Source organism: Pseudomonas sp. P4_B4, from assembly GCF_056402255.1.
Map to the genome: position 1 here is coordinate 18,466 of NZ_JBFUHS010000028.1, position 25,464 is coordinate 43,929.

Sequence of the window (25,464 nt, forward strand, 5' to 3'; positions counted from 1 at the left end):
GCGAAGGGGCAGCCGGGATCAGAGAGGTGTTGATTGATGCGCGTAAGCCTGCTGGTGATGCTGTTGACGTTGCTGTATGGCTGTGGCGAACGGATCGAGCGCGTTTCCGGACCGACCATGGGGAGCACTTATTCGATCCAGTACGTACCCGCCGCGCAGACGCCCGACTCGCAGCGAGTAAAGGCCGAAGTCGAGACGATACTCGGAGAGCTCGACCAGCAGTTTTCCAACTGGCGCGGCGACTCCGTGGTTTCCCGCTTCAACGATCTGCCGGCCGGCGCCTGTCAGGCGTTGCCGGAAGATATGCATCGCTTGCTGGCGTACGGTGAGTTTCTGTTCCGCGAGAGTGGCGGGGCTTTCGACCTGACGGTGCAGCCACTGATGAACCTCTGGGGCTTCGGTCCGCAGTCACGGGGGGAGCACTTGCCGGATGCTGGCGCGCTGGCACGGGAGCGGGCACGGGTAGGGCATCAGCACTTGCGCCTGGATGGCGAAAAGCTGTGCAAGGATGTGGCGGCGCAACTGGATTTCGACAGCATGGTCGCCGGCTATGCGGTGGATCGGGTCGGCGATAGGCTTTCGGCCATGGGTATCCAGGCCTATCTGGTCGAGATCACCGGCGAACTCAAGGCGGTCGGCCGCAAGCCGGATGGCTCGCCCTGGCGCATCGCCCTGGAGGTGCCGAGCGGCGCAAGCGAGCAGCAAGTGGAGCGCGCCATTGCACTGGATGGCTACAGCGTTTCCACCTCCGGCGATTATCGAAACTATTTCGAGGAAGGTGGCCAGCGCTATTCGCACACCTTCGATCCACGCGTCGGCAGGCCGGTGAATCACGCGCTGGCGGCAGTGACGGTGGTCGACCCTTCGGGGCTGCATGCCGATGGCTTGTCTACGCTGTTGATGGTGCTCGGCCCGGAGGAAGGCTATGCCTTCGCCGAGCGGCATGACCTCGCTGCCTATTTCATCATGCGCCAGGGGCAGGGTTTCGTTGCCCGTGCGACGCCGCGATTCGAGTCGTTGTTTCCCGAGCAGGGCAAGACGAAGCAGTAGTTGAAGGAAGCCTCGCCTACCGGTCGACCAAGCGTTAATGCGCGGCGCGTCACGGAGCGACCAGGATGGTGTCCACTTGAATAGGTGGACACCATCTCTTAGCTTGGCGGGGTCAGTCCAGACGGGATGCCTGGACGGTTACGTTATTCGCCAATGTCGTCTAGACACATAACCTCGGAGCCAACCTAAAAACTAGAGCGTTATCGACCAAGCACGCTCTCGAACCAATAGCAGTCTTGAAACTGGGCAATAAACTCAAGCAGCTCTCGATTGATCTGTTCAACTATCCCGCTCTCAGCCAATGAATAGGCATCTTCGAAATAGCCGCCCTCGGAAAACACTAGACTACGAAACACCCGCTGAACGATTTAGCCAATCTGTTGCATCGACCGGTTGAATCCACAGCCGATTGCTGCCTGCTACGAAGCGCAGCTATCGGCCCAAGATCCAAAACGCGGTCAGCACAACGACTTCTGGTAATAGAGCCGGGTATGTCCCGGTGGATAATCTGCCAGGCGTCCGAATTCGGAGTAACCAAGTTTTCGATAAAACCCGGGTGCCTGAAAGCTGAAAGTCTCCAGCCAGATACCAATGCAGTGCTTTTTCTGCGCGACTTCTTCGGCCATGCGCATTAGCCGTTCTCCGATACCCTGGCCACGCATCGACTCGGGAACGCTGACAAGATCGATGAGCAGCCATCGATAAGAGACCTTGCCGTACAGTCCGCCAATGACTTCGTTACTGTCAGGGTCTAGTAGCAACAGAGCAAATGTTTCATGTGCGTCGTCTCCACCGTTGACCAGGTTATGGGCCAGCAACGGGGTTAAAATTCCCAGCCGCTCTGCTTCGGTAGCATTTTCAGAAAACTGGATTTCTACAGACATGGCGCTCTCCCTGAGCGGTGAGTAACTGGGTCGACAAGGCATCCCATTCCTGTCACCCCATGGTGTGATCAGTGAATACATCAAGTTGTCGGTTTTTCCGATGGCCTGAATGGCCGCCTCTGGCTGTGTATTCAACCTGTCGAGCTTCTGCTGCGCGTCATGTGCATGAGGGCCGATCGGCCGTTTCCCAAAGAAGGTCGCTCCTCAATGGCATAAGGCACAAACCCAAGCTTGGGGTAGAGCAGCAGCCCTGCCGTGTTTTCGTTGAAACAGAAAATCTGCACCTCGTTGGCTCCGTAACGCTCGAATGCCAAGCCGGTCATGGTCTCTACGATAAACGTGGCCACTCCTCTGGCCTGTGGTTCAGTTTCATTGCTCGTCTCTAAGCTCCATGAATCAGTACTTTAGCTGAGTCCCAAGGCTAGTGGCGTTGATGGAAGGGGGATCGGTCTGGAAGAACGTGACGCTGGTGGAACGGCAGCGGCAGTGCTCAGGCGGTCTGCATCAGGCTGCGCAATTGGAGAATCGCCTGCGCAATCGGGGAGGTTGGCGGGCATTGCAATCGCTAGTTTAGGGCCCATCCAACAACAAGACCTCGCTAAAGGAAGGCTTATGCAATACAGGCTCGCCATCTCCCACTGTGTGCCCTGCGCTTTTGAGTCGACTAAGGGAAACCTTTAGCCGGGTTGAAGTTTTCCCCTCAACGGATGCTGTTCATCTCGATATCGGCGCGGCGCCTGCTGGCTTACCTTGGGTAGACAAGAGGCGTGTCGTCGTGGCGGACTGTTCCATCGAGCCCGCATGGCGTTTTACCCCATAACAACAATAGGCCTGACAATGCTCGAACCGATCGTCCTTTATATCCCTCATGCAATCTGCCTTCCTGCGCAAGAAGGCTCGGTGTTCGGCTGCCGGCATTTTTAGTTTTTGGTTTGAATCTGCTCCTATAAATACAGTGCCCAGCACATACAGATGTGGAGAAGTTAGATGTATCAGGTAAAGCAATCTTGCCGTGGGCTCGGTATTGCCGGCGTGTTGGGAATTATCTGTTCGCCATTGGCAGCCTATGCCGATGTTATTGATGACAGTCACTTGAAAGTGGATACGCGCAACTTCTACTTGCACCGTAACTACACCAATACCAATGCGCCGTTTTCGCAAGTGCATAGTTGGTCTCAGGGTTTCGATGCGCAGTTTACTTCCGGTTACACCGATACGGCACTGGCAATCGGTCTTGATGTGGATGCGCAATACGCCGTGCGCCTGGATTCGTCGGGCAACGACGGTTCGCTGCCCTTCAGCGTCCACGACCAGCAGACGGCCGATGACTACAGTCGTGCCGGTGCAACCTTCAAGATGCGCTACAGCAAGACCGAGTTGAAGGTCGGTGACCTTCGCCCACAACTGCCGGTGGCGTACGATGACACCAGTCGGCAATTGGATACCGTCTACCAGGGGGCTGTGGTCGAGTCCAAGGAAGTCGATGGGTTGACGATGACCGGTGGCCGGTTCTGGTCTGCCGTGACGCGGGAATCTTCCAACCACGAGAAGCTGTACAAGTTTGGCTCCACCGATAATCTCGACAGTGACGGCCTGGACTTTGGCGGCGCAACTTACGACATTACCAAAAACCTGCAAGCCAGTTATTTCTACGGCGTGTTGCACGATATTTATCAGCAACACTATTTTGGCCTGATGCATATGGCTGATTTGGGTAATGGCTACAAACTTAAAACCGACTTGCGCTACTTCAATAACAATGAAGATGGCAATGCGTTGAACGGTGAAATCGACAACCGTTCTTACGGTGCATTGTTCTCCTTGCTCAAAGGCGCCCACATGTTTGGCCTCAGTTACCAGCGCATGCTCGGTGACAGCGTGTTCCCGACGATGAACGGTTTTATCCCGCAACCTTACCTGGTGCACTGGTCGTCCCTGGGGTTTGTCCGCCCGGATGAAAAGTCCTGGGGCGCGCGCTACAGCTATGACTTTGCCGGGATGGGCATGCCGGGGCTGAAGCTCTACACCCGCTACATCAAGGGTACCAACTGGAACCGTGGCAACAACCTGAGCGACAACCAGGAAAGCGAACGTTTTCTGGGGCTCAGCTACGTGGTGCAGAGCGGGGCGCTGCAAGGCCTGGGGCTGGACCTGCGCAACATCGACGTGAAACAGAAGTACGGCTACGACTACAACGAATTCCGTGTCGCCACGACCTACACCTGGAAGTTCTGGTAAGCCCAGTCCATCCGGGGTTTGACCCCATAACAATAAGAGGCCTGACCATGTTCGAACCCTTTGTCCTTTACATCTGCCCCGCAACTTCCCAGTCGGTGTGCTGTGCACCGTCACCCGGCGCGCTGCGCGCATGAGCGGATTCCAAGAGGAGCAAACACTAGTGAATATCCAGGTCGATAACGCGGTCCTGCAGCAGCAGAAGAAGAAAACCTACATTTACGAGTGGTACGTGGTCGGCCTGTGCATGATCGCCTACATCTTTTCATTTGTGGATCGGCAGATCCTGGCGCTGATGATCGAGCCGATCAAAGCCGACCTGCAGATCAGCGACACTCAGTTCAGCTTGCTGCACGGGCTGGCCTTTTCGTTGTTCTACGCCTTCATGGGCATGCCCATCGCCTACCTGGCCGACCGCTTCTCCCGGCCGAAGATCATCGCCGTCGGCGTCGTGTTCTGGAGCCTGGCGACTGCCGCCTGCGGCATGAGCAAGAACTTCCTGCACATGTTCCTCGCCCGCATTGGCGTCGGCGTCGGCGAAGCGGCCCTGTCGCCCTCGGCCTACTCGATGTTCAGCGACATGTTCCCCAAGGAAAAACTCGGCCGCGCCGTGGGCATCTACTCGATCGGCTCATTCGTCGGTGGTGGCCTGGCGTTTCTGGTGGGCGGCTATGTGATCGCGATGCTCAAGGACATGAACACCATCGAGGTCGCCGTTCTCGGTGCGATGAAGGCCTGGCAGCTGGCGTTCTTTATTGTCGGCCTGCCCGGTCTCGTGGTCGGCCTGTTGATCTGGCTCACCGTGCGCGACCCGGCGCGCAAAGGCCTGCAGGTCGATGCGCAGGGTCGGGTGAAGAAGGTCGCGATGAGCGATGGCTTGCGCTTCCTCGGCCGCCACCGTGCCACCTTCACCTGCCATTACCTGGGCTTTTCGTTCTACGCCATGGCCCTGTTCTGCTTGATGAGCTGGAGCCCGGCGCTGTACATCCGCAAGTTCGGCCTGTCGCCAATGGAGGCGGGCTATATGCTCGGCACCGTGCTGTTGGTGGCCAACACCGCCGGGGTGCTGTGCGGTGGATGGCTCACCGACTATCTGGGCAAGAAAGGTCATCAGGACGCTGCCATGCGCACTGGCGTCATTGGTGCCCTCGGCATGGCGGTGCCGGCCGTGCTGTTCCCGCAAGTCGATCAACTGTGGCTGTCGGTGACGCTGTTGGTGCCAGCGATGTTCTTCGCCTCATTCCCGATGCCGGCGTCCACGGCGGCGATGCAGATTCTCGCGCCGAATCAGGTGCGTGCGCAGGTCTCGGCCGTGTTCCTGCTGATCAGCAATCTGCTGGGCCTGGGCCTGGGCACCACGCTGGTGGCGCTGTTGACCGACCGTTACTTCGGATCGCCCGCGGCGGTAGGTTCGTCGATGTCGTTGGTGATCTGTGGCGCGTCGGCGTTGACGGTGCTGCTGCTATGGCGTGGTTGCCGTCATTTCCGCGAAAGCTATGCCCGTGAGCACCCGACCCGGGCTTGATTGGTCATAGTCCACGATCGGCGCCTCGGCCTCGCTCCCTTTGAAGGGCGCGGGGCCGAGGTGCTCCAAGTCAGGAGAACCCTTGATGTTGAATGACGTACACCTGCTGGAACGACACAGCCTGCTCAGCTCGGCCGATTACCGCGAGATCAAGGACAAGGTCAGCCAATACCTGTGCCCGCACAGCTTCAACGTACTGCGTGACGAGCCGATCTACACCCGGCTCAACGGCGTATTCTTCGGCGATTCGGCGCTGCTCGACCTGCGCTATGGCGCACCGGTGGAGATCACCATCGGCGACATTGCCGATCAGTACCTGTTTCGCATCACCTTGCAGGGGCATTGCGAAGTGGCCCACGGGCGGCGCAGCGCGGCGATGCAGTCGGGCTACCTGAGCGTTTCCTCGCCGTTCGCGCAAAGCCGCATCGTCACCGATGGGCAATGCCGCAACCTGATCCTGCGGGTCGACCGTGATGCCCTGGAGACACAGCTGCAACGCCTGCTCGGTCGCAGCCTGCGGCAGTCGGTGATCTTTGATGTCAGCGTCGACCACCTGGGCGCCGGCGTCGTCAGCCTCTATCACACCCTGGACTACATTTGCCGGCTGTACGGCAGCGGCGTCGACGGTTCGCGTCTCGCCAGCGGCCTGTCCGAATACCTGATGCAACTGCTGCTCACACAGTTGCCGCACAACTACTCGGCGGATCTGTTGATCGACTCGCGCGCGCCGCTGCCGCACCACGTGAAAAAGGCCCGTGACTACATTGAGGAACACCTCGACGAGTCGATCAGCCTGACAACCTTGAGCGAACTGTGTGGCGTCTCGGTGCGCACCTTGCAGAACGGCTTCAACCAGTTTCTCCAGCAAGCGCCGGTCGAGTACATCCGCGACCGGCGCCTGGCAGTGATCCACGAGTCGCTGAAGCAGGGCAGGGCCGGAGAAACCGTCACCGATATCCTGTTGCGTCATGGCATCAACAGTTTCGGGCATTTTTCCAGCGCCTACCGGCAACGCTATGGTTGCCTGCCTTCGGACACCCTGCGGCGGCAGAAGCATTGAGACTCCTGCGCAATCCGTCATTCGGCTGCGCAATCGGATGAGTCTGTGGCGGTGCGGCTCGATAGGATCGAGTCTCTAACAAAAAGGAGTATCTGCATGAATGTTACCGTGCTGGGTGGTGGTCACGGCTGTTACGCCGCTGCTGTCGAAATGGCTGAAAAGGGGCATCAAACCCGCCTGTGGCGTCGAAACTGCGCAGCGCTCAAGGAGCTGCTGGCCATCGGCAGCCTGACCATCAAGGACTACAAGGGCACTCGCAAATTGTCCGTCGGAAAGCAGGGCGACAAGCTGTCGTTCACCGACGACCTGGCCGAAGCCCTGGGCGATGCGCAACTGGTGATCATCCCGCTGCCGTCGACCTCCCACGAAGACCTGGCCAAACACGTGGCGCCGCATCTGCACGACGGTCAGGTGGTGTTCCTGCCGCCGGGCACCTTCGGCAGCTTCGTGTTCGCCAAGGCCATGGCCGATGCGGGCAACCGGAGCAAGGTCGCCTTCGCTGAAACCGGTACGCTGCCATATCTGGTACGCAAGCATGGCGCCAGCGACCTGGTGATCAGCGGCTACGCCACCCGCCTGCCGACTGGCGTATTCCCCAGCAACCTGTCTGAGCATGCTTTCGCGGTGCTGCGTGAAGCCTACCCGAGCGTCGAACCGATTGAAGACGCCCTGAGCGGTGCGCTGATGAACGCAGGCCCCATCATCCATCCGCCGCTGATCATGATGAACGCCGGTCCCCTGGAGCATTTCGAGGCCTGGGACATTCACAACGAAGGCACCCAACCGTCGATTCGTCGCGTGACCAACCAGCTGGATGCCGAGCGCATGGTCGTGCGCGAAGCACTGACCTACGGCGCGCCGCACTTCCCGCTGGCCGACCACTACAACACCAGCGAAGGCGACGAGTGGATGTACGGTCGCGGTGCCCACGGCAAGCTGACCGACAGCGGTGACTGGCGCGAAGACATCGACCTGCAAAAACACCGCTACATGCTCGAAGACACCCGTCTGGGTCTGTCCTTCCTGGTTTCCGTCGGCCGCTGGGCCGGTGTGCCGACCCCGGTGGCGCAGGGCCTGCTGAGCATTGCCTCGGTCGTCGCTGCACGGGATCTCTACGCCGAAGGCCGCACCCTGGAAAACCTCGGTCTGGCTACGCTGAGTCGGGCGCAGATGACCGAGCTACTGACCAAGGGCTACAACTGATGAACGCCGCGCTGCCCCAAGTCAGCGTGGTCGGCGCCGGCCGGATGGGCGAGGGCATTGCCCTGGCGTTCATCCATGCGGGCCTGCCGGTGACCCTCATCGATATCAAGGATCGCGCCGAGGAAGAGCGGCACGGCTACTTCGAGCGAGTGCGCAACAACATCTGCAGCGAACTGCAGATGCTGGTACGCCTTGGCGTGCTTCAGCTGGAACAGGCGGACATCGCGATAGCCCGGTTGACGCTGCAATCCCGGTCCCAGGCCACAGAGGCATTGCGCCGGTGCGACCTGGTGTTCGAAGCGGTGCCGGAGGTCATCGCGGTCAAGCAGCAGACTTTCGCCTGGGTCAGCGAGCATGTCCCGGCGTCGACCATCATTGCATCGACCACTTCGACTTTCCTGGTCACCGAGTTGAGCGAAATGGTCAGTGAGCCGCAACGCTTCGTGAACGCGCACTGGCTCAATCCCGCGTACCTGATGCCGCTGGTGGAAGTCAGCCGCAGCGAAGCGACCTGCCCGCAGGTGGTCGAGCGGCTGCTGCAACTGCTCAAGCGGATCGGCAAGGTGCCCGTGGTGTGCAATCCGGTGGCCGGCTACATCGTGCCGCGCATTCAGGCATTGGTCATGAACGAAGCGGCACGGATGGTGGAAGAGGGCGTGGCCAGCGCAGAAGATATCGACACCGCAGTGCGCGTCGGCTTCGGGTTGCGCTTCTCGGTGCTGGGCCTGCTTGAATTCATCGACTGGGGCGGCGGTGACATTTTGTACTACGCCTCGCGCTACCTGAGTGGAGCGCTGTCACCGCGCTTCGAATCGCCACAGGTGATCGCCGACAACATGCAAAACGGCCGCAATGGCTTGCGAGATGGCCAGGGTTTCTACGACTACCGAGACATGGACGTGGACGCCTACAAGCAGCAGCGTCTTGGCGACTTTGTCCGCAAGCTGGAGTTGTCGGGATTGACGCCAGCGTTCGATGGCGCCTTGAAGCAAGCTTGAGCCTCAGGGCCCGGATGCCGGGCCCTGACTACACGAGGTTTCAGCGGGGGCCTTCGCCCGCTCGATAGCCTAGAAGTGGATTGCCCATAGTGGACGTTGACGGGTTGCAGGCTTTGCCGTTGTCCGAATGGCTGTTTCTGGCCGATACGTGCCTGTCGTGAAGGGTAGCAATCACCATCAAGCGATTGCGTCAACATCGCCACTTGGACTTTGCCGTCCTTGCCGGCGCGCGCCACCAACACGCGCCGATCAAAGTCCCCAACAAGCGTCTTGGCACCGAAAGCTGCCGACCATCAAGGGCTGCTACCGACCTGGAGCAGTCGGCGAACAGAATAATGGCAAATTAGCGGCTATGCTTGGTCTGCTGTCGAAACTGATCAGGCAGTCCGGCAGGCTGCGCGGAAATGACCCGCAACGTGCCCTATGTCACCCGACTATTCTGCGTGAAGCATCCAGTTCAGGGGCGCAAATCCGCAACGACACTCGGGAAGACATGGAGCAAACCCTGCACCTGCAGGCGCAGGGTTTGGACTAGATCTGTTGGGATCACTCAGGATCGAATCGACTTTCGCTACGGTGCGGCTGGGCACTGCGAAAACGGGGATATGCTCACCCCAGACATGCTGGCCAAGGTCTGCACGCTCGCCAGAGGCACAGAACGAGGCTGAGGAAATTGAAAGGAACAGAACATCTGGCAAAAGTGATTGCCGACGTTCAATTCTACAATGGAGAGCGAGGAGAATCGTTACCTGAAACGATGATGTCAAATACAACAAATGAAAATGATTTCGTTTTATCGCCGAAATGTTAAGAGACTGCTTCCGAGAGTAAAAAATTTCACCATGAAATTAGCATCGCCAAATGCATTGCTTAGTGTCGAATAGTTGGTTGGCGTGACACTTAAGACGTATAGCTTCGGTAGCTATTGCTTGTCTCGGGAGCTTCGCTCACGAAAACCAGCGTGAATCCAGAACAGAGAAAAAATTTGGCTAATGCTACGTGCGGTGTGTTCTCAGGTTCAGGTGTCGGCACAAAAGGTTAATTGGTTTCCGAATACCGCTTCTATTGGTCAATTTAGAAGGATTATGTTTGGAGATTGTGGAATGGATTCTTTCAGGAATAAAAGCGCCGCAAAGCAAGCCATACCCACCAGTTCAAATAAGCCGCGCTCGACCAAATGGCACCGCATGTACTTTTTTCTTGCGGGATTCGACGTGCTGGTTGTTGTGCTGAGCGTGCTATTGAATCACCTGATCGTCGATACCTATCACCGCTCCATCAAGGCAAACCAGTCGTGGGTCCAACAGTTGTCGAGCTATTCAACGCTGGGCAGCCTGGCTTCCACAGTCAATGCGCCGGGCAATAATGTGTTCGATACACATAATGTTGAAGCCGAATCGCGGAACATGAATGAAGCCTTGCGCGCCTTCAACGAGCATTTGGCAATGGCCAAAAAACAGTTGGAAGTACGGATCGCCAATGAGGCTGAACACAGTGCAGATATACAAGCCTTTACCCTTGCATTGAAGGATGAGGTGGGTGCAATTGATGCCGCGATGGTCGAAATGGTGAACGAGGCCTTGCTGATCTTTTCCTACTTCAGGGAGGGGCAGTCGGATAATGCCGGCAAACGCATGGCAACGATGGACAGGAAGTTTGCCCTGTTGCTCGCCTCACTCAGTACCGTGCGGGATCGCGTTGGCCTGATTCAAAGCAAGCTCCTGGAGGAGGAGCTTGAGTCGGTCGAAGAACTGCGCCGGGTCGAATACGCGATCATGGTGTTCGTGCTACTGATGGTCAGTGCGGCCGTTATCTACGGGGGCAAGATCAGGCGCGAAATGGAGTCGCAAGCAGCCGAAAGGGAAGGTTATCTGGCAGTGCTGCGCGAAAGCGAGAAGCAGGCCCGCCAGCAAGCATCGCTGCTGGACAAGGCCCAGGACGCCATTGTCGTTCACGGGATGGATAACCGCATCCTGTACTGGAACAAAAGTGCCGAGCGTCTCTACGGTCTGTCAAAGGAAGAGGCACTCGGCAAATCGGCACAAGAGTTGATCTACCAGGGTAGCGCCGCTTTCAATGCGGCCACTAACAGCCTGATAGAAACGGGTGACTGGGCGGACGAAGTTACACTTCGACGCCGGGATGGCTGCACCATCACGCTCGAAAGTCATCGAACCCTGGTGCGAGACGATGATGGCCAGCCGCAATCCGTTCTGTCGATCAATACTGACATCACCCACCGTAAGACCGCTGAGCAAGAGGTCCAGCGTTTGGCCTTCTACGATCAGTTGACCGGGCTGGCCAACAGGCGGCTCATGTTGGACCGGTTACAGCATCTGCTGGCGGGCAGCTCCCGTAGCCTGCATACGAGCGCGATAATTCTCATTGACCTGGATAACTTCAAGGCACTGAACGACACGCTGGGGCATGACAGAGGCGACATGTTGCTGCAGCAAGTTGCTCTGCGCCTTTCCGGCTGCATACGCGAGAGCGACACCGTGGCTCGCCTGGGCGGAGACGAATTCGTCGTCCTGCTGGATGGCCTTAATGAGAATCCTCCAGAAGCAGCTATCCAGGCCAAGGCTATTGGCGAAAAGATTCTCAACTCTCTGAACATTTCCTACCAGTTGGATGGATATGAGCACCACAGCACCCCCAGCCTCGGCATTGCGCTGTTCCAGGGGCAGCTGAGCACAGTGGACGATATTATGAAGCGCGCTGACCTGGCGATGTATCGCGCCAAGGCGGCGGGCCGCAATACCATGCGCTTCTTCGATCCGGAAATGCAGGCGGTTGCCACGGCACGCGCCAGACTGGAAGTAGACTTGCGCCAAGGCTTGCAGGACAACGAATTCCTTCTTCATTACCAGCCGCAGGTGAATAGTGAGGGCCGTATCATTGGCGCAGAGGCACTGATGAGATGGCAGAATCCTGAGCGCGGAGTCGTGTTTCCAGGCGAGTTCATTCCATTGGCAGAGGATACGGGGTTGATTCTGCCGTTAGGCCGTTGGGCGCTGCAGGCAGCCTGCACTCAGCTGGTTGCCTGGGCAAAGCATTCGGAAACCGCCCGACTGGGTATGGCTGTGAATGTCAGCGCCCGCCAGTTTCACCATCCGGACTTCGTCGAGGAGGTACTGCAAGTACTGAGATACACGGGGGCCGATCCGAAGAAATTGAAACTGGAACTGACCGAAGGCCTGCTGATAGAGGATATGGAAGGTACTGTCGCCAAAATGATCGAGTTGAAAGAGATCGGCATAGGCCTTTCGCTGGATGATTTCGGAACCGGCTACTCGTCACTGTCATACCTGAAGAGCCTTCCGCTGGATCAACTCAAGATCGACCAGTCCTTCATCAGAGATGTGCTGGTTGATCCCAACGACGCCGCCATCGCCTGCGCGATTGTGAGCCTGAGCCAGATATTGGGGCTTTCGGTGATTGCAGAAGGTGTGGAGACAGAAGCTCAGCGCACCTTTCTGGTCAAGCATGGCTGCCAGACCTACCAGGGCTTCCTGTTTTCCCCGCCACTGCCAGCCGAACAATTTGAGGAGTATGTTCACGAAAGATTAATGGCGAGCACTGATTTCCCACGGACCAAGACTAAATCGCCATAACTTCGTAGGTGCCTGGGAACGTCCGCTTTCGGCTGTGGATTCAACCCAATGCGGACGATGAGAGGTCGACTCAAATGTGGCTCGCACCCGCAACTGCCGGAGGTAGCCTCGAACAGCTAGTAGGAGCGAGCCTTCTTGCCCACCTGAGGGTTTGCAGAACCACACATCATGGTCCTGCAAATCGCTCACAGGTGTATCCAGCCTTGAAGTGCCGTCATCAGGACTTGTACCAACTGACCACCTTCGGGCGTAGCCCAGCTTCCTGCGAGCTCCGCGATCAACTGATTGGTAGTGGTCAGCGTCACACCGCCCTTTTCCATCCGGCGCAGGGCGATATCATCCGCCATTACGCTAGGGGAACCGCCGCCATCAGCAACCACCTGTACTTCATAACCATCGCGCACCAGGCTCAGCGCCGGATAGACCGTGCAGACGTCATTGGTGACCCCGGCGATGATCAGTTTCTTGCGCCCCGTAGCCTTGACCGCTGAGGCGAAGTTCTCATCGTCCATGGCGTTGACGATAAACAACATCTCAGGCTATGAGCTCGTAAGGGGCTGTCTTCTAATACAATGGGAATCTAACGCTTGTTAGGTGCCAGATCATTTTGTGGCCTTGTTTTTTGTTGAAAGTCGGACTTCGACCCGAAGCAGTCTTCGCTAACGATTCAACTCACAGGCCTGGACAGCCGTTCGGGCAGGTCCGGCGGCATGATGGGTCAGCCCGTAAAGAAGTACTTGCCTTTGATTTTCCTGGGATTGACGAAGACGAAGTCTGGAAAGATTTTTCCTCGGACGTACCAAACAAAAGCCAGGATAACGATACTTATAGCTAATGCGATAGTGGTTGTTGCCGGACTCGATGTAAACCCCTCAAGCGATCTTGGGAATTGGGGAAGCGCAAGGAGTATGTACGCGTTGTAGGCGCCGACGCGATGGTTGTAGAAGCCCCATACCAAAAACAAGGGAATCAAGGTCATTGAAACACCCATAACCCATTTGGCCGTTGGCCCCATCCTGGCGCCGATATCCAATCCCAGAAAGAATGCAATCAAAGCCTGGGCGAGCATTATCGTAATGAGAATATTGACCTTGCGATCGTGCTCGTCACAACGAATTGGATCTGCATACGAGGCTATAAAGTAGGCAAGATGACTGTCTTTTACACCCCGCCCGGAGAGTTGTGAAAACACTTCCGACTTTGCAGTGCCGGCGGCGAGTAGCTCGCGAACTTTTTCCTGAACTTCTTTCTTGCTCAAAGTTGAATGTGAAGTACTTTCTCTTTGCGTCAACTTGACAGATTTCTTAGCAGGAAACACCAGGACAGCTACGGCCCCGATAAAGGCTAGCGTGCCCAAGAAAACGCCGAAGTAAAAAACCCCACCTAGTGAGTAAGTACCTGGCTTCACGCTACCCGGCTTTGCAGGGTCGACAAGAATTTCGATCACTTTTCCTTCCCTGAGTGTTGCAACTGATCTTTCGACCGACTCCAGGCTGGTCCTACAGGGCCGCTGCGATATTTCGAGCGGATAAGTGTATTGCTGTCCGTTCAACTCAAAGGTCACGTTAACCAGAGGGCAATAGGTTATACCCTTACTGCGCATATCCTCAGAAATGGAGACAGTGGCGACAGTGGCATTCAACTTCTGCCAAGTCTTCGTCTCGTCCACCTCCTTGTACGAGGAAAGAGACACGAGAAGGCAGAGCAAGGCAAAGAAAAATAAAACAACGAACAGGGCCGTCCTTAGCAAGAAGGTCTTCATAAGGCTCCTTGGCCAACGTGAAATGGAGGTCAGTTGGGAGATGACACCTTGGCGGCAAGTCCCCCTGCGCGCGGTGTAATGATGCACTGAGGTTAGTCCGTAGATACTCAAATGCAATGCAACTTCCCGCGCTTCCGCTCCTGGCCGATTGTTGACTGTCACGAAGGGCTGCAACCGACCCATGGAGGTCAACCCAGAAAGGCAAGAAACGGCCAGGTCGCCGTCGTGAATCACGATGGCAAATTAGTAGCTATGCTTGGTCAGGTACCTGTACGCGTTGGAGGGGAACACCGTCCAGCAGGCTCGTGAAAACGTGATCACCTCGCTTCAGGCGTCATCACAAATTGCCCTTGTGCCACGGAGTCGTCACTAACATGAACAAAAAAGAAGCTAAAACCAAAGTAGAGACCTGATCTCGTCCGGAGTACCTAGATCGGAAGTATTCACTCAGCTATCAGGCCAGGGGTCAAGGACAGGCTGCTTGCCAGCTTGATCGCTTCCACTGCTGACCCCTACCTCTGCGATATACATGAGCGAAAGGTTAATGCCGTTATTACACTCATGTTTATCCAGGCTGCACTCGCTCTGCTAATCGACTTTATTATAGGTTCAACTATTGGGCCTAATGCTAGATGGGTAATTGGCGGTTGGGGCGCACTTATCCCGCTCTTGTTTGCCTGGGGGTTCTACAATCATCTGGCAGGAGCTTACAATGCATACATTGTTCTATTTATGGGTTCGGCAGCGGGGCAATTGGAAGGGTTGACTTCAGGCTCCATCACAATGTTTGTCGGTTCGGCCATAGGCATCGGAATGTTTGCTTATGTATGCTACGTTCGCCAGAAGATATTTCCAGATTGGGCTTTTTTTTACACTGAGAAAAGTCAAGGGGCGATATGTGTTTTCTAGTTGAAGAAAGCGTTAAAGATAAGTGGGTTAAGTGGCACGAAATTAATAGTGGGAGGAAATGAGCCCTGCGCGACTCTTCCTCTTGAGTTTGGCCCCCTGCTCGATGTATCCAGCGTATTTGCCAATCACACCCAGCGCATTGCGGGTGTTGTCAATTATAATATATTTATATACATGCTGGGCCCGTAGCGCAGCCTAGCCATAATATTATTGGAAGGCATGAAGCGAAAAATATTGCGACGCCGCATATTGCGTAGATGATACATGTAATTAGTTCAAGTTTTAATTACGCCAGAAAAATAGATGCCGTAACTAGGTAGGAAGCAAGTGAAACGAAAATAGCTACACTGATTGGATGCTTCTGAATTATTAGATGAAAAATTAGCTCTAGGGTGGTAAAGGCTAAAACAGAAACCATGATTGCAAAGGCTATGTAGAATGGCGCCTGGTTGCTCTTTAGTGTTTTGGCAAATCATGAATACATGAAATGACGAAATTAATAAGGTGGCTATTATCAGCGCTGTGAGTGCTAGGACGTATGGCGTAATTGGGTAATACACGTGCAACTCCTAACTCCTATTAGGCGACATCGCTGTCGCGTTTAAACGCGACGGTAGTGCCCTATAACGTTCCTTGTCGTCCTGTAAGCCATTGTCTAGCCTGGAAGGAGTCGCAGTTAACGCAACATAACCCAGAGAGAAACGCGACTTGGATGACGCCAAGCTCATCTGCGGTAAAGATTCAGCGCAGAAGGTCGAAGCTACCTATTTGCGACTAGTCTGTCCACCGGCTGCTATTGGCCGATAGCTGCCTGTCACGGCCCATCAGGTATTAATGAAGTGAAGTTAATAATGTAGTGATTTTTAGTTAACCAACGCCTCTTGCTCACTTCGTATAGTCCAGCCACACGCCGGCTGATCTCCCTTCGAAGGCGCATGAAAACAAAAGGTGGAGTTGACGATGAACACTTACAAAATTGCAGCGATTCCCGGTGACGGTATCGGCACCGAGGTGATCGCCTCAGGCGTTGAAGTGCTCAAGGCGCTGGCCGAGCGCCTGGGTACTTTTGCCCTGGACTTCAAGCACTTCGACTGGAACTCTGACAACTTCCTCAAGAGCGGCTACTACATTCCCGAAGGTGGACTGGAAGAGCTCAAGACCTTCGACTCCATCTTCTTCGGCGCCGTGGGTGCACTCAATGTGCCTGACCACGTTTCCCTGTGGGGCCTGCGCCTGCCGATCTGCCAAGGCTTCGACCAGTACGCCAACGTACGTCCGGCTCGCGTGTTGCCGGGTGTGAAAAGCCCGCTGCACAACGGTCACGAGATCGACTGGGTGGTGATCCGCGAAAACTCCGAAGGCGAGTATTCCGGAAACGGGGGCAGGGTGCACCGCGGCCTGCCGGAAGAGGTGGCCACCGAGGTGTCGGTGTTTACCCGTGTCGGTGTCGAGCGCATCCATCGCTTCGCCTTTGAGCTGGCGCGCACCCGGCCACGCAAGCACTTGACCATGGTCACCAAGTCCAATGCCCAGCGCCATGGCATGGTGCTATGGGACGAGGTTTTCTACGAAGTGGCGAAGGATTTCCCGGACGTCAGGATCGACAAGGAACTGGTAGACGCCGTGACCACCCGCATGGTGCTCAAGCCGTCCACCCTGGACGTGATCGTGGCCACCAACCTGCACGCCGACATCCTCTCCGACCTGGCCGCGGCGCTGTCCGGCAGCCTGGGCATCGCGCCTACCGCCAACCTCAACCCGAGAAAGCAGTTCCCGTCGATGTTCGAGCCAATTCACGGTTCTGCCTTCGACATCACCGGCAAAGGCGTGGCCAACCCCATCGCGACCCTCTGGACCGCCGCCATGATGCTCGAACACCTGGGCGAGACGCAGGCATCACGTCAATTGATGTCGGCCATCGAAGCGGTGACCGAGGCAGGCGTGCATACCCCTGACCTGGGTGGCACGGCCACCACCCGCGAGGTGACCGATGCGGTCATTGCGCTGATCAGGCGCTAACCATTTCCTTCTTGTGATATAGCGCCACAGGGGCCGGCTTCTCGTATCGAGCTCTTGGGCATTTCCTGACAACAATAAAAAATCAGGGTCCGCCATGAAACGCATACTCGGCAAACTCTACGTACAAGTTCTCATCGCAGTGGTACTCGGCGCCATCGTCGGAGTGCTGTTTCCCGAAACCGGGACAGCGCTCAAACCCGTCGGCGACGGCTTTATCAAACTGATCAAGATGCTCCTCGCCCCGGTGATCTTCCTGACCGTGGTCAGCGGCATCGCACGGATGGAAAACATGAAGGAGCTGGGGCGTGTGGGCGTGCGCGCCTTGCTCTACTTCGAAGTAGTGTCCACCCTGGCCCTGGCCATCGGCCTGATCGTGGTGGATGTGTTCAAGCCCGGTGCCGGCATGAACATTGACCCAAAGACCCTGGATACCTCCAGCATCGCGACTTATACCACCCAGACGCCGCACCACTCGTTCATGGATTTCATCCTGAGCATCATTCCGGACACGATTGTCGATGCCTTCGCTAAAGGAAACGTGCTGCAGATCCTGCTGTTCTCGATCCTGCTGGGCGTAGCACTCGCCAACGCCGGTCCCCGCGCCAGGATCTTCATCGACGTGATGGACAGCCTCATGCGCGGCATGTTCAACATCGTCAACATGGTGATGCGCCTGGCGCCCATCGGTGCATTCGGTGCCATTGCCTTCACCATCGGTAAATACGGTTTCGGCTCGATGCTCTCGCTGGGCAAGCTGATGGCCTGTGTCTACCTGACCTGCGTGGTGTTCGTGATCTTCGTGCTCGGGCCGATCTGCCGCTACAGCGGGTTCAGCCTGTGGAGGTTCCTGCGCTTCATCAAGGAAGAGCTGTTCACTGTTCTGGGCACCAGTTCCTCGGAGTCGGTGCTGCCACAGATGATCAACAAGATGGAACGGGCAGGGTGCTCCAAGCCCGTTGCCGGCATGATGATTCCCGCCGGCCTGAGCTTCAACCCGGACGGCCAGGCCATCTACTACACCATTGCCGCTATCTTCATCGCCCAGGCGACCAACACGCCGTTGACTTTGACTGACCAACTGATTGTCCTGGCGGTGTTGATGTTCACCTCCAAGGGCTCTGCGGGGGTGAGCGGTTCCGGGTTCATCATCCTCGCCGCGACGCTGGCGTCTCTGGGCAACATTCCGGTATCAGGCATGGTCCTGCTGCTGGGGGTCGATCGATTCATGTCAGAGGCCCGGGCCATCACCAACACTATCGGCAACGGTGTAGGCTGCCTGGCCATTGCCAAGTGGGTGGGGGCGCTGGATACAGCCAAGCTGAAACAGGCAATGGATGGTGAAGAGGAGACCGTGGAAGAAGCTGTGGTCGCCAAGGCCCCGAGCTTCACGTTGCAGCCTGAAAATGCCCACCCACTGGGTAATGTGAAGGCCGTCACCCCAGGCTGATCGAAAGAGTGTTACCTGGCTGCCGATTCCCCAGTGGAGTCGGCAGTTTTTTTTTAGCCGCGGTCTTCGATGTTATCGATCTGCTTGAAGCGTTCGATCAGAAAGTCGATCAGGCTGCGTACCCGTGCCGACAGGTGCAGCTGCTGCGGATAAACCGCATACACGTCTGCGCGGGTAGGGGTATGGTTCTCCATCACCAGGCGCAGCCGCCCACTGCGCACATAGCGGGCGATGTCCCACTCGGCGCGCAGTAGCAGGCCGTAACCCTCCAGCGCCCAATTCAGGGCGACCTCGCCGTCGTTACAGCCCAGGGCTCCGCGGACCTTGATGTTCTCGGTCCGGCCACCGTTGTTGAAGCTCCATACGCCGTAGGGGGATTCGTTCTGACGAATGAAAATGCAGTTGTGGTCCTGCAGGTCGGCGAGTTTCTCCGGGGTCCCGTGCTTGTCCAGATAAATCGGCGAAGCGCAGAGCAAGCGCCGGTTTGAAGCGATCTTGCGGGCATGCAACGCCGCGTCCGGTAGTGTGCCAAAGCGAATACCCAGGTCGAAGCCGTGGGTGGCGAGGTCCAACGGGTGGTCGCTGATCTCCAGCTGGATTTCTACCTCCGGATAGCGTGAATAGAAAGCCGCCAGCGCAGGGCCGATATGCCGACGGCCGAACCCCAACGACGCGTTCACCCGGATTAACCCCTTGGGCGTGGCGCGGCTGCTGCTGACCAACTGCTCCATTTCGTCAACCTGCGCAAGAATGCGCGCGACATGGGCGTAGTACAGCTCCCCCTCGGGGGTGAGGCTCATGGAGCGGGTAGTGCGGTTGACAAGCCGGACCCCCAGCCGCGCCTCCAGTGTGGCCAGGCGCTTACTGACGGCAGGTGGCGTCACGCCAAGCTCCCTGGCAGTCGCGACCAGGCTTCCCTGTTTGGCCAACAGGTGAAAAAAACCCAAGTCCTGGGTGTTGTTCATTCATGACTCCAGGTTAATTGTCTGGTGATTTCTGGCGAGCTTTCGATTTCTGTTCACCACATATACTCCAGCCCGCCCTGGGCGAACAGTCCTGCGAGTGGGTGGGGGGCTGGGTCAGCAGAAGCTGTAGGCGGGGCTGGCGGGGGATTGAACAGGGCTGACCTGCCATGTCCTGGCCGCCGACCTCATGGGGCGGCGGCCAATTGGCTTCTCCTGGTTATTGCGATACGTTCAGGTAATCGCGAGCCCAGGCCACATAGGTCTCGGCGCCTGCATAGTGGGCCGTCAGTCGCGACGCATCGAGATGTTCCCTGACGCTCAAGCCGCGCTGCTCGCGCAGGCGCTCGTAGGTGGCCTTTACCGCCGCGAAATAGGGCGCGTGGCCGTCGACCACGATGCGTACGCCCAACTCTGCCAGCAGCTGGTCGTCGTCCAATGCCGGATTGCCATAGGTCACCAGCATCAGTGGTACGCAGACGTTTTCGGCGATGGCATGCAGCAGATCGTTGTCTTTGACTCCCACCAGGCAAATGGCATCAGCCCCCGCGTCTTCATAGGCGCGCACGCGCGCGACGACTTCGGCCAGTTGCTGCACACCGGCATGGGTGCGGGCGATGATTGCCAGCGACGGATCCTGCCGCGCGCGCAGGGCTGCGCGTAGCTTGCCCGTGCCTTCCTCAATGCTGATCAGGTCCGAGGGGTTGCAGCCGAACCGGGCGGGCAGCACGGTATCTTCCAGGGTCAGTGCGGCGACGCCGGCGCGCTCCAGTTCGACCACGGTGCGCATGGTGTTCAGGGCGTTGCCGTACCCGTGATCGGCATCGGCAATCACCGGCAGGCGCGCCACCCGGCCGATGCGCGTGGCTTGTTCGGCGAACTCGCTGAGGGTGATCAGGGAAATATCCGGGGCTCCCAATACTTGCAGGGAGGCGACCGAGCCGCCGAGGATACCGACCTCGAAACCCAGATCGGCGGCCATGCGTGCCGACAAGGGGTCGAAGACTGACGCCGTGTGATGACAGGACGTGTCAGCGAGCAAGGCATGAAAGGCGTTTCGCAGTTCGTGATGACTGGCGTTATGCATGATGGCGTCTGATTTTGTGATGGAGGGTTGCAGCCCTGGTGTCGGGGGGTGCTTGCCACGAGGCACAGGGCACTCGACGAGCACTCCTGGGGCTGTGTTGGGAAAGGGTGCTGCCCGGTTAGCCGGGCAGCGATGCTCCGTCAGCGCTGCGTGGACGCCGGCATTGCAGGGTGTCGCGCCAGGGTGGCAGGTTAATGCGGGAAACCTGGCCACCCCACCGGATCATTTGATGAAGCGTACCTGGGCGTTGATCTTCTCGATGATCGACCCCTTGCGCTCGTTGAAGCGCACCTTGTTCTGTTCGAACAGGTTGTTGCCCTTGGTGTCGATGGAAATGATCAGCGGGCCGAACTCACGCACGCGGTTCACCCACAGGGTTTCCGGCATGCCCAGATCCTGCCACTCGGCGCGCTCGATCTCTTCCACCTTGGTGGCGGCCAACACCGCACAGCCACCGGGGAACACCGCATGCACCGCTTTGTTTTCCAGGCAGCCAGCCGTGGTCTCAGGTCCCATGCCACCTTTGCCGATGATCAATTTGACCCCGGTTTCTTCAATGAACTGCTTCTCGAACTTTTCCATGCGCATGCTGGTGGTCGGCCCGATGGACACCATCTCGAAGCTGCCATCCTCTTTCTGGCGCACGATGGGGCCGGCATGGAAAATCGCGCCACCGCGCAGGTCCACCGGCAGCTCGCGCTTGAGTTCGATCAGGCGGCGGTGCGCTACGTCACGACAGGTCACCAACCGGCCAGTGAGATACACCACGTCGCCGACGTTCAGATCCGCCAGATCCTCGTCCTTGATAGGGGTATTAAGGACTTTAATCACAGTATTACTCCTTCATGGGAGAGGATGTCGTAGGAAAGGTCTGCATTGATACGGATCTTGCCGCGACGATGCGCCCAGCAACCGGTGGAGACGGCCACGCCAATGGTGGAAGGGTGACGCGCCGATGACTCGATGTTGACCCCCATCACACTGCTGTTGCCGGTCAGGCCCTGTGGGCCGATGCCCACCTCGTTCAAACCATCCTCCAGCAACCGCTCCATCAACGCCGCGCTTTCGTTTGGATGGCTGGAATCCACCGGGCGCAGAATTGCCCGCTTGGACAAACGGGCGGCCGTCTCGACCGACGTCGAGACGCCCACGCCCACCAGCAGCGGCGGGCAGGCGTTGACCCCGCGCGACGTAATCACGTCGAAGACAAACTCGGTCACGCCTTCATAACCCTGGCCAGGCATCAACACCTTCGCCGAGCCGGGCAGCGTGCAACCGCCACCGGCCATGTACACGTCGATCAAGGCATGGTCGGCATCCGGAATGATTTCCCAGTCCAGCCACGGAATCTTCGAGCCGGTGTTTGTGCCGGTGTTCTTCTCGATAAAGGTCTCCACCGCGTTATGACGCAGCGGTCCTTTGATGGTGGCCTCGCGAGTGGCGTTCTCCAGGATGCTCTCCAGTTCGCCCAACAGCGGGAACCGGGAACCGGCGCTGATGAAGTACTGGATCACCCCGGTGTCCTGGCAGCTGGGGCGATCCAGCTTGTCGGCGTAGTCCTGGTTTTCGGCCATCGAGTCATAGACCGCGATGGCCAGCGGGTTGGTTTCCGCGGCGCGCAACTGGGCGGTCTTTTTCTTCACGTCGGTGGGCAGGCGCTTGCCGATATAGGCCGTGAATTTGGCCATCACATCGGTCAGCGAATCAACGGCTGAGTCTTTATCCACTTTCATTTTCCTCACTGCATCTCAAGGCATGGTTTTTTGTTTTGGCGCTTTTGGTTGCTGCGAAAGGGTTCCGGCAGGATGCAAGGGGTAAACCCTTGTAAAAAATATGGTTTAGGCGCTGAGGTAAAAATTAGCAGTTCAGTTGAAATGATTGAATGGGGGTCTGGTTACTACACTGTTTACTTAAAGTTAATTATTGGGGGTGTGAATAGGGGAGTGGGGGCAGGCAAGTGAGAGTCTCGCCCACTCAAAAGTGGGCCTTGGCTCAACCCATGCGTCAGTCCTGATGCTCTTTTTTTGAACTCGGGCTGAAAGCACTTATCCAAAAAAATGTGGGATTGTTTCCCACGTAACGATGCCGGCTGGCTCTGAGGGATCGTGCGGATACCGCAGTAGCTCGTTAATGCTGCAGATTTATCGCCGTGCCGGTTGGCCGGCTGCTCCAATGGGCGGCCGGGAACTCACTGGACATTGCGTTCGATACGGAGATGAGTACGCAACTCCATGCGGAGGTGCATCATGCTGCTCAAGAAATGTTTGTTGGCTCTGGCCATCGGCGGAGTCCTGTCGGCATCGACTGTCCTGGTGCCCGATTACATCGGTAGTTTCTCCAGCGTGTATGCCAAAGATGGCGGCGGTGGTCACGGCGGTGGCGGTGGCTCCGGAGGCGGTGGTCACGGTGGTCATGGTGGCGACGGCGGTGGTGGTCATGGTGGCGGCGACCATGGAGAGGGTGGCGATCATGGTGCTGCAGGCCATGACGGTGACGGTCATGGAGGCCCGGGGCGCGGCGACGCTGACCATGGTGGTGTTGCCGGGAACAGAGGCCCAGGCAATGCGCACGACAACGACAACGACAACGACAACGCGAATGACAATGACAATGACAACGATGCCGCAGATGCAGCCAGGGACGCTGCCAAAGCTGATGCCAATGCCGCCAGAGACGCGGCCAGGGCTACTGCAGATGCAGCCCGGGACGCCGCCAGAGCTGAGGCGGATGCAGCTCGGGATGCCGCAAAAGCTGCTGGCGTAGCGGGCGAAGACGCAGACGCAGCCAGAGACGCTGCCCGGGCCGCTGCAGATGCAGCGAGGGACGCGGCCAAGGCCGACGCAGATGCCGCCAGGGATGCTGCCCGGGCTACCGCGGATGCCGCGAGGGACGCCGCCAAAGCCGAGGCGAAGTCAGCCAGAGAGGCCGCCAAAGTTGAGGCGAAGGACGCCAGAGAGGATGTGGCGGACGCCCCGGACGAACCGGATTTCGACACGGTTGAGGTAGAGAACTAAGCCTGCAGGTTCGGCAATGAACACGGCAGGCATACCGTAGAAAACGTCCCGGGAGCTTGAGGGACGTATCGGCAAAGAGTCGCAAGCCCTGAAACGTCGTGGGGTTTGCGACTTTTTTTCGGCTATCGAGCCTGAGGGCACATTTCTACAGACCCGCTCACAAACGCCTGACTCGCCTTCACGAGTGATGAGAAGGGGGAGGCTCGGCTCGGCCAGGTTGTTCAGGTATGAGATAGACTCGAGCCAGTTCGGCACAAGACACAGGAGAGGTGATGAATGGAATCATTTAGCGTACGCGAGCTGAAAAAGGCTGACGCTCAAGCGTTGCTGGCTTTCGAAATCCAGAACCGTGAATGGTTCGAATCCCATATTGATGCGCGCGCCCCTTCTTTTTACTCGTTGCAGGGTGTCGCCGATCATATCGAAAGCTATTTATCCGATTTCGTCATCGGTGCCTGGCACCCGTTTGTCATCGAGGATTCCAGCCAGAGAATCGTCGGTCGAGCCAATCTGAAAAGCATCGACTCTTCGACGGGATCTGCGCAGGTGGGTTACCGGATCGATCAGCGCGCGTGCGGCCAGGGGCTGGCAACACTGGCGCTGAGGCGCCTGATCCAGGAGGCACGGATGCGCTGGGGGCTTGCGCAATTGGTTGCGTATGCCTTCAAGGAAAACGCGGGCTCCAGAAAAGTACTGGATCGGTGTGGATTCAAGCTTCAGCAGCCCTCCTGTAACGACAAGACCGGGAATGAAGACCGATTTGTCCTGTCGATCAGATAACTGCTTTCAACCGTTCTGAAGGCTTGTAGCAGGTCGCGCCTGCTACTCCTGATCTTCAGCCACCTCTTTCCAGCTGTCATCCGGATCAAAGCGCTTCATCGCTAGTGCCAGTTTTTCACCACCGGGCCCCAGGTCTTTCTCGAATACCTGTCCTTCATGACTGATCATGAAACTCATCACGCCGGTGTCGTTGTACTTCGCCGGCCAGGCGATCAGCGCAAAGCCCCGGCTCATCTTGTCACCGATGAGGTAGCTGTAGGCACCACCCGGTGCCGAAGGACCCTGGCCATGAAGGATGCGGAAGCGGTAACCATGCCACTCTTCGTCGGCAATGGCTTTGCCGAACGAAGGCCCCAACGGGCTGATCTGGCCGCTGTCGTCTTCCTCCCAATAAAGTCCGTCATGCTTGCCGGGGGTGCTGAAGATTTTCTGCGCATACTCGAGTGCACCATCATCGTCCCGATCCACCGACGCATAGTCCATCTGGGCATCGTGATAGGCCAGCACCGATTGCACCGCGGCGAGTTCATTGCGGCCGATTTGACGTGCACGGATCTCGGCACTGCCGGCCTTCATGTCGAAGCGCCAACCGTTCTCGTTCTTTGTCAGGGGGATAGGCAGTGTCCAGTTCTCACTGCCGACCGCCAGGATAGCCTTGCGGTCACTGGTGTTTTCAAAGTGGTGTTGTTCGCGATATTGCTGCAAGAACGCATCGACATCTTTGCGCTGCACGCCTTCGCGGGGGATGTAACTGTGCCAGTCACTGCCCAGCAGCTCGGTCAGGCGTGCCTGGTCGGCGTGTTCGGTGCCCAGTGCTTCGACAAAGGCTTCTGCGGCCTTTTCTGGCGTTGGAAAGGCCTGCTGTGCCGTCGCCATGCACGACCACAACAAGCCGGCGGCTATAACCAGGACATA

At 57.5% G+C, this 25,464-nt stretch carries 19 protein-coding genes and 2 pseudogenes; 12 read left to right on the forward strand and 9 right to left on the reverse strand.

Annotated features, from left to right (window positions below; all coding sequences use genetic code 11):
• The first annotated feature begins 36 nt into the window (after positions 1-36).
• Complete coding sequence (locus AC1DVE_RS24295; RefSeq protein WP_223459385.1) at positions 37-1,050, forward strand: FAD:protein FMN transferase; 1,014 nt, start codon at positions 37-39, stop codon at positions 1,048-1,050.
• A gap of 458 nt (positions 1,051-1,508) precedes the next feature.
• On the opposite strand, the gene AC1DVE_RS24300 is transcribed toward AC1DVE_RS24295, so the two are convergent.
• The gene (locus AC1DVE_RS24300) at positions 1,509-1,934 is read right to left on the reverse strand and encodes a GNAT family N-acetyltransferase (RefSeq protein ID WP_223459383.1); all 426 of its coding nucleotides are present in this window, start codon (positions 1,932-1,934) and stop codon (positions 1,509-1,511) included.
• A gap of 131 nt (positions 1,935-2,065) precedes the next feature.
• Positions 2,066-2,296 (reverse strand): annotated as a pseudogene (locus AC1DVE_RS24305) (GNAT family N-acetyltransferase); the annotation flags it as partial.
• A gap of 625 nt (positions 2,297-2,921) precedes the next feature.
• On the opposite strand from AC1DVE_RS24305, the gene AC1DVE_RS24310 reads away from it, so the two are divergent.
• The 6 genes from AC1DVE_RS24310 (at position 2,922) to AC1DVE_RS24335 (ending at position 12,569) form a co-directional block, all read left to right on the forward strand.
• A complete protein-coding gene (locus AC1DVE_RS24310; protein WP_223459381.1) occupies positions 2,922-4,172 on the forward strand; it encodes an OprD family outer membrane porin in 1,251 nt (416 codons plus the stop codon).
• A 160-nt stretch (positions 4,173-4,332) separates the two neighbouring features.
• Complete coding sequence (locus tag AC1DVE_RS24315; RefSeq protein WP_223459380.1) at positions 4,333-5,694, forward strand: spinster family MFS transporter; 1,362 nt, start codon at positions 4,333-4,335, stop codon at positions 5,692-5,694.
• 85 nt (positions 5,695-5,779) lie between these two features.
• Entirely contained in the window at positions 5,780-6,754 is a 975-nt protein-coding gene (locus AC1DVE_RS24320) for an AraC family transcriptional regulator (protein ID WP_223459378.1), read from the forward strand.
• Between the two features lie 96 nt (positions 6,755-6,850).
• Positions 6,851-7,957, forward strand: a complete 1,107-nt coding sequence (locus AC1DVE_RS24325; protein ID WP_223459376.1) for an NAD/NADP-dependent octopine/nopaline dehydrogenase family protein — start codon at positions 6,851-6,853, stop codon at positions 7,955-7,957.
• Positions 7,957-8,955 (forward strand): 3-hydroxybutyryl-CoA dehydrogenase, encoded by a 999-nt coding sequence (locus tag AC1DVE_RS24330; RefSeq protein WP_223536119.1) that lies wholly within the window; start codon positions 7,957-7,959, stop codon positions 8,953-8,955. The genes AC1DVE_RS24325 and AC1DVE_RS24330 overlap by 1 nt, the downstream gene beginning before the upstream one ends.
• A gap of 1,103 nt (positions 8,956-10,058) precedes the next feature.
• Positions 10,059-12,569 carry a putative bifunctional diguanylate cyclase/phosphodiesterase gene (locus tag AC1DVE_RS24335; protein ID WP_223459372.1) on the forward strand — a complete coding sequence of 837 codons (2,511 nt, stop codon included), beginning with the start codon at positions 10,059-10,061 and terminating at the stop codon, positions 12,567-12,569.
• Positions 12,570-12,754: 185 nt separating this feature from the next.
• Here the strand turns inward: AC1DVE_RS24335 and AC1DVE_RS24340 are convergent.
• Positions 12,755-13,099: pseudogene (locus AC1DVE_RS24340) on the reverse strand (isochorismatase family protein); the annotation flags it as partial.
• Positions 13,100-13,287: 188 nt separating this feature from the next.
• Complete coding sequence (locus tag AC1DVE_RS24345; RefSeq protein ID WP_477784262.1) at positions 13,288-14,331, reverse strand: DUF3592 domain-containing protein; 1,044 nt, start codon at positions 14,329-14,331, stop codon at positions 13,288-13,290.
• Positions 14,332-14,820: 489 nt separating this feature from the next.
• On the opposite strand from AC1DVE_RS24345, the gene AC1DVE_RS24350 reads away from it, so the two are divergent.
• The 3 genes from AC1DVE_RS24350 to AC1DVE_RS24360 all read left to right on the forward strand — a co-directional run bounded on the left by AC1DVE_RS24350 (position 14,821) and on the right by AC1DVE_RS24360 (position 18,706).
• The gene (locus tag AC1DVE_RS24350) at positions 14,821-15,240 is read left to right on the forward strand and encodes a hypothetical protein (protein WP_477784263.1); all 420 of its coding nucleotides are present in this window, start codon (positions 14,821-14,823) and stop codon (positions 15,238-15,240) included.
• 960 nt (positions 15,241-16,200) lie between these two features.
• Complete coding sequence (locus AC1DVE_RS24355) at positions 16,201-17,259, forward strand: tartrate dehydrogenase (protein ID WP_223459366.1); 1,059 nt, start codon at positions 16,201-16,203, stop codon at positions 17,257-17,259.
• Between the two features lie 94 nt (positions 17,260-17,353).
• Complete coding sequence (locus AC1DVE_RS24360; RefSeq protein WP_223459364.1) at positions 17,354-18,706, forward strand: dicarboxylate/amino acid:cation symporter; 1,353 nt, start codon at positions 17,354-17,356, stop codon at positions 18,704-18,706.
• A 53-nt stretch (positions 18,707-18,759) separates the two neighbouring features.
• Here the strand turns inward: AC1DVE_RS24360 and AC1DVE_RS24365 are convergent, their stop codons facing one another.
• The 4 genes from AC1DVE_RS24365 to ttdA form a co-directional block, all read right to left on the reverse strand.
• Positions 18,760-19,671: a LysR family transcriptional regulator gene (locus AC1DVE_RS24365; protein WP_223459362.1), complete on the reverse strand. Its 912-nt coding sequence runs from the start codon at positions 19,669-19,671 to the stop codon at positions 18,760-18,762.
• A gap of 217 nt (positions 19,672-19,888) precedes the next feature.
• Positions 19,889-20,755 (reverse strand): isocitrate lyase/PEP mutase family protein, encoded by an 867-nt coding sequence (locus tag AC1DVE_RS24370; RefSeq protein ID WP_223453500.1) that lies wholly within the window; start codon positions 20,753-20,755, stop codon positions 19,889-19,891.
• Between the two features lie 222 nt (positions 20,756-20,977).
• The gene (gene ttdB, locus AC1DVE_RS24375; RefSeq protein ID WP_223453502.1) at positions 20,978-21,586 is read right to left on the reverse strand and encodes a L(+)-tartrate dehydratase subunit beta; all 609 of its coding nucleotides are present in this window, start codon (positions 21,584-21,586) and stop codon (positions 20,978-20,980) included.
• Positions 21,583-22,482, reverse strand: coding sequence for a L(+)-tartrate dehydratase subunit alpha (ttdA, locus tag AC1DVE_RS24380; protein WP_223453503.1), 900 nt, complete (start codon positions 22,480-22,482; stop codon positions 21,583-21,585). The genes ttdB and ttdA overlap by 4 nt, the downstream gene beginning before the upstream one ends.
• Positions 22,483-23,001: 519 nt before the next feature.
• On the opposite strand from ttdA, the gene AC1DVE_RS24385 reads away from it, so the two are divergent.
• A complete protein-coding gene (locus tag AC1DVE_RS24385; protein ID WP_477784264.1) occupies positions 23,002-23,769 on the forward strand; it encodes a hypothetical protein in 768 nt (255 codons plus the stop codon).
• Positions 23,770-24,045: 276 nt separating this feature from the next.
• Positions 24,046-24,549: a GNAT family N-acetyltransferase gene (locus tag AC1DVE_RS24390; protein ID WP_223532093.1), complete on the forward strand. Its 504-nt coding sequence runs from the start codon at positions 24,046-24,048 to the stop codon at positions 24,547-24,549.
• Positions 24,550-24,591: 42 nt separating this feature from the next.
• Here AC1DVE_RS24390 and AC1DVE_RS24395 read toward each other — a convergent pair whose 3' ends face one another.
• On the reverse strand, positions 24,592-25,425 hold the full coding sequence (locus AC1DVE_RS24395; protein ID WP_223455504.1) for a DUF2950 domain-containing protein: 834 nt from the start codon (positions 25,423-25,425) through the stop codon (positions 24,592-24,594).
• Between the last annotated feature and the right edge of the window lie 39 nt (positions 25,426-25,464).